This window comes from Streptomyces sp. NPDC059900, assembly GCF_050270335.1.
Taxonomy (GTDB): domain Bacteria; phylum Actinomycetota; class Actinomycetes; order Streptomycetales; family Streptomycetaceae; genus Streptomyces.
In genome coordinates, this window is sequence record NZ_JBNNJZ010000651.1 from 1 (window position 1) to 4,222 (window position 4,222).

General features: G+C 69.0%; 5 protein-coding genes. 4 read left to right on the plus strand and 1 reads right to left on the minus strand.

All coding sequences use genetic code 11. The features are described 5' to 3' along the window. Positions 1–92: 92 nt before the first annotated feature. Positions 93–860, minus strand: coding sequence for a DUF461 domain-containing protein (locus ACQKIP_RS41210; RefSeq protein WP_365860270.1), 768 nt, complete (start codon positions 858–860; stop codon positions 93–95). 660 nt (positions 861–1,520) lie between these two features. On the opposite strand from ACQKIP_RS41210, the gene ACQKIP_RS41215 reads away from it, so the two are divergent. From ACQKIP_RS41215 to ACQKIP_RS41230, 4 genes are all read left to right on the plus strand, one after another. Next, positions 1,521–2,003, plus strand: coding sequence for a CarD family transcriptional regulator (locus ACQKIP_RS41215; RefSeq protein ID WP_003953493.1), 483 nt, complete (start codon positions 1,521–1,523; stop codon positions 2,001–2,003). Positions 2,004–2,364: 361 nt separating this feature from the next. Next, positions 2,365–3,102 (plus strand): 2-C-methyl-D-erythritol 4-phosphate cytidylyltransferase, encoded by a 738-nt coding sequence (ispD, locus tag ACQKIP_RS41220; RefSeq protein WP_365860271.1) that lies wholly within the window; start codon positions 2,365–2,367, stop codon positions 3,100–3,102. Further along, on the plus strand, positions 3,092–3,595 hold the full coding sequence (gene ispF, locus ACQKIP_RS41225; protein ID WP_365860272.1) for a 2-C-methyl-D-erythritol 2,4-cyclodiphosphate synthase: 504 nt from the start codon (positions 3,092–3,094) through the stop codon (positions 3,593–3,595). The genes ispD and ispF overlap by 11 nt, the downstream gene beginning before the upstream one ends. A gap of 145 nt (positions 3,596–3,740) precedes the next feature. After that, positions 3,741–4,145, plus strand: a complete 405-nt coding sequence (locus tag ACQKIP_RS41230) for a PPOX class F420-dependent oxidoreductase (protein WP_365860273.1) — start codon at positions 3,741–3,743, stop codon at positions 4,143–4,145. Positions 4,146–4,222: the final 77 nt, after the last annotated feature.

Consider the following 4,222-nt stretch of genomic DNA (forward strand, 5'->3'; position numbering starts at 1 on the left):
GCCCCCCCCTCCGCCCGGCCGCCCGCTGGGGGGGGGGCACCCCGGGCCCGGGTTCCCGCCCCTCCTGCTTCTGCCTGTCAGTGCCGGGCCCGTCAGTGCTGGGTACCCGTACCCGCCGTGGTGCCCGCGTCCTGCGTCCCGGCCTCGGAGCCGGCGCCGGACGTGTCCGCGGCCTCGCCGGAGGCGCTGCCCGACGGCTTGTTCGAGGGGTTGCCGGCGCCGCCCTCGGTCGCACCCTCGGTCGCGCCCTGCGTGGCGCCCTCGGAGGGCTCACCGCTCGTCGAACCGGACGGCTTCGTCGACGGCTTCCCGTCCGGAGCCGCGGGAACCTCGCTCGGGCCCCACTTCTTGAAGTAGCTCTCGGCCGGCACGACGAAGGTCTTCATCTTCACGTCACCGGTCTTGCTGAAGACGAAGTTGACCGCCTGCGCGTTGCCGTCCTTGACGGCCTCGCGGCTGCTGGGCAGGACGGCGGACGCGTTGTCCTTGCCGCCGATGACGACGGAACCGCCGGCGGGGATGGTCAGCGGACCACCCTTCTTGGAGGTCTTGTCGTCCTTGCCGGGCGTGATCTTCGCCTTCTTGCCGGTGCCGGTGACCGAGATCTCGTCCAGGGTCTGGTCGGTGCGGCCGGTGTTGAACACCGTGGCGGCGATCACCGCGGGCCCCGTCGACTTCAGGTCGGGCTGGGTGATCACCATGGCGTTCTGGATCTTGATGTCACCGACGGACGTCGCTGCGTTGTCCGGCTTGATCTCGTGCGTCTGGGCGTTGTTACCGGCGCCGCACGCGGCGAGCGACGCGAGCGAGAACGCGATGGCGGTGGCGGCGATTGCGCCACGTCGAAGGCTGCGGCTCACGGCGGCGGCAACTCCTTGAACGAGGGCGGTACGGGAGGGGCGGACGGCCGTAAAGCCGCCCTAAGTGTGTGTCAGCGGCCTTAGGTTACCGAGCCGCCCCCGCGCCACCGCACCCGACCCGCCCCTACGGCACGCGAGCCACTCCCGGACCACCTGAGCCCCGCCTGTGTCTTCCCTGAGTCCCGCCACACCCGTCACTCCTGTCACGTGCGCGTCATTGGCCTCTCGTCCACCATTCACATAAGCGCCGTCAAGCGTCATCAGGGCCCGCCTTGCGGATTTCCGGTAAGGAATGCATGGCGGTCCGGGGAAGTCCGGGAAATTGATCACCGGGGCCACTTGATCAATTCCGGATTCTTGCCGAACGCGGAGTCGTACGTCTCTCAGGTCGCCGAACGGAGTAGCGGAAGTTCACCGTCTGGAACCCGGCAAACCGGGACGTTCAGCCTCTTGGAGCGCTCTCGGAGGGCGTGTGACGGGCGTGTTTCTGCTCCCCCGGAGAGCCGCTCCCACCTGCGAATACCTCGCTCCGGAAGCCTTCCGCAGCACGTTCCTGTTGTAGTTGTCAAGCCCCGAGATATGCCCTGACCTGCGAAAACGCCATTCAGAAGAGGCGATTCTCGTGTTAGGATGGATAGCCACGGAAGGGGTACCTGTCACATGACGTTCAAGGTTGGCGACACCGTGGTCTATCCCCATCACGGGGCCGCGCTGATCGAGGCCATTGAGACTCGCCAGATCAAAGGCGTGGACAAGACCTACTTGGTGCTGAAGGTCGCTCAGGGCGACTTGACGGTACGTGTGCCTGCGGACAATGCGGAGTTCGTCGGCGTGCGTGATGTGGTCGGTCAGGACGGGCTCGACCGGGTCTTCGAAGTACTGCGCGCGCCGTACGCCGAAGAGCCCACGAACTGGTCCCGTCGCTACAAGGCAAATCTCGAGAAGCTCGCTTCGGGCGATGTCATCAAGGTCGCGGAAGTCGTGCGTGACCTGTGGCGTCGTGAGCGTGAGCGCGGACTGTCCGCGGGCGAGAAGCGCATGCTCGCCAAGGCTCGCCAGATTCTGGTGAGCGAGCTCGCCCTCGCGGAGAACACGAACGAGGACAAGGCCGAGGCTCTGCTCGACGAGGTCCTCGCGTCCTGATCGCGTCCTGACATACGCGTACGCATACGTCTTGGCGCCATGAATGCCGCGGTGCCCGCTGACCCTCAATGGTGTCGCCGGGCGCTGCGGCATGTTCGTACCCGGGCACGGCTGTACCCGTACGCCGTTCCCGTCAGACGTGATCCCTGGTCTCGAAGTTCTCGAAGACGCAGTCCTTGAATTCTTACGTTGTGCTCTCGCGTGGTGCTCGAGTCCTGCTCGATGCTGTTCAGCATGCGTGCCGCGGGCGCGATCAGCCGGCTCGACCAGATGTCACGGAAGGGTCCGGTCGAGGCTCGCGCCCGGCGGCTCGCTGTGGCCATACCCACCTCCCCCGAGCACACAAACCTGAACGGAAGCGATGTCTGAGGAATCCCGCACCGCGGTCGTGATCCCCGCCGCCGGACGCGGCGTACGGCTCGGCCCGGGCGCCCCCAAGGCGCTCCGCGCGCTGAACGGCACGCCCATGCTCATTCACGCCGTACGGGCCATGGCCGCGTCCCGCGCCGTCTCGCTCGTCGTCGTCGTGGCCCCGCCGGAGGACGCCGCCGAGGTCAAGACCCTCCTGGCCGACCACGCGCTGCCCGAGCGCACCGACTTCCTGGTGGTTCCCGGCGGCGAAACCCGCCAGGAGTCCGTGAAGCTCGGCCTCGACGCCCTCCCGGAGGGCATCGGCGTCGTCCTGGTGCACGACGCGGCCCGCCCGCTCGTGCCCGTCGACACCGTCGACGGAGTCATCGAGGCCGTGCGCGACGGCGCCCCCGCCGTCGTCCCCGCGCTGCCCCTGACCGACACCGTCAAGCAGGTCGAGCCGGGCGACCCCAAGGAGCCGGGCCGCCCCGAGCCCGTCGTGGCCACCCCCGAGCGGGCCCGCCTGCGCGCCGTGCAGACCCCGCAGGGCTTCGACCGCGACACCCTCGTGCGCGCCCACGCGACCGTCACCGACAACGTCACGGACGACGCCAGCATGGTCGAGCAACTCGGTCTCCAGGTCGTCGTCGTGCCCGGCCACGAAGAGGCCTTCAAGGTGACGCGCCCCCTCGACCTCGTCCTCGCCGAGGCCGTACTCGCCCGCAGGAGGGCCAACGATGGCTTCTGAGCAGCAGCCGCGCGTGACGCTGCCGCAGGTCGGCATCGGCACCGACGTGCACGCCTTCGAGGAAGGGCGCGAACTGTGGTGCGCCGGGCTCCTCTGGGAGGGCGAGAGTGCGGGCCTGGCCGGCCACTCGGACGGTGACGTCGCCGCGCACGCCGCCTGCGACGCCCTGTTCTCCGCGGCCGGCATCGGCGACCTCGGCGCGCACTTCGGCACCAGCAGGCCCGAGTGGTCCGGCGCCTCCGGAGTGACCCTGCTCGCCGAGGCGGCCAGGATCGTGCGCGCCGAAGGCTTCGAGATCGGCAACATCGCCGTCCAGGTCATCGGCGTACGCCCCAAGATCGGCAAGCGGCGCGACGAGGCGCAGAAGGCGCTCGGCGCCGCCGCGGGCGCTCCGGTCGCCGTGTCCGGCACGACGACGGACGGCCTCGGCCTCACCGGCCGCGCCGAGGGCCTCGCCGCGATCGCCACGGCACTGGTCGTACGGACGGGCTGACCGGGGTACCTGGAACGGGTGAAATGCCGCTGCCGCGGGGTGCGTTGAAGCAGTATCAATGGCGCACCCCGACAGCAGTACCGGTAGCGCACCCCGACATCACCCGTCGACGCACGAGGTCGACGTACGAGAGAGAGGCACCCCCATGTCCGCCGCACTGTCCGACAACCTCAAGAGCCTTCTCGACACCCCGGTCTTCATCTCCGTCGCCACGATCCAGCCCGACGGCAGCCCCCAGGTCTCACCGGTCTGGGTGAAGCGCGACGGCGACGACGTGCTCTTCTCCACCACGATCGGGCGCCGGAAGGAGAAGAACCTGCGCCGCGACCCGCGCGTGACGGTGCTGCTCCAGCCCTTCGACGCCCCGTACACGTACGCCGAGATCCGCGGCGAGGCGACGATGACCACCGAGGGCGGGCAGGAGCTCATCGACGAGCTCGCGGTGAAGTACACCGGCAAGAAGTACGCGGAGTTCAATCCGTCCTCCGTGAACGACGACCCCCGCGTCGTCGTCCGCGTCACCCCGCGCAAGGTCGTCGGCCGCCTCTGAGGACCCCGCGCACCCGCGCATGTCACAGTTCCGTGCCCTGTTGACCCAGGAGGTCGCAGGGCACTGTCCTTGGACTG

Excerpts from the sequence above, each read along its gene's own strand:
- ispF (WP_365860272.1), top strand. The coding sequence starts at position 3,092 with ATGGCTTCTGAGCAGCAGCCGCGCGTGACGCTGCCGCAGGTCGGCATC.
- ACQKIP_RS41230 (WP_365860273.1), top strand. The coding sequence starts at position 3,741 with ATGTCCGCCGCACTGTCCGACAACCTCAAGAGCCTTCTCGACACCCCG.
- ACQKIP_RS41215 (WP_003953493.1), top strand. The coding sequence starts at position 1,521 with ATGACGTTCAAGGTTGGCGACACCGTGGTCTATCCCCATCACGGGGCC.
- ispD (WP_365860271.1), top strand. The coding sequence starts at position 2,365 with ATGTCTGAGGAATCCCGCACCGCGGTCGTGATCCCCGCCGCCGGACGC.